General features: G+C 73.9%; 1 pseudogene. It reads left to right on the forward strand.

Annotated elements, in window-relative coordinates:
* A pseudogene (locus ACZ3HH_RS29865) lies at positions 1-235 on the forward strand (hypothetical protein); the annotation flags it as partial.
* Positions 236-276: the final 41 nt, after the last annotated feature.

The raw sequence follows: 276 nt of genomic DNA on the forward strand, positions 1-276 counted from the left end.
CGTGGTCACGCACGACCTGCAGCTCGTCGCCGAGCACGCCGATCGGGTGATCGTGATGGATGCCGGCCGACTCGCCGCCGACGCACCCGTTGCAGACGTGTTCGCCGACGTGGCGCTGCTCGAGCGGACCGGACTGGGCGTCCCGCCCCTGCGTCGGGCGTTCGAGGGGCTCCGGCGGCATCCGGAGCTCGCGTCGATCACGCGGCTGCGCGACCTCCCGGGTGGTGACCGGTGACCGCCGTCGCGCCCGACACCGGTCGGGAGACGTACCTCGCG

Source organism: Pseudomonas sp. PME37.24/025, from assembly GCF_055556615.1.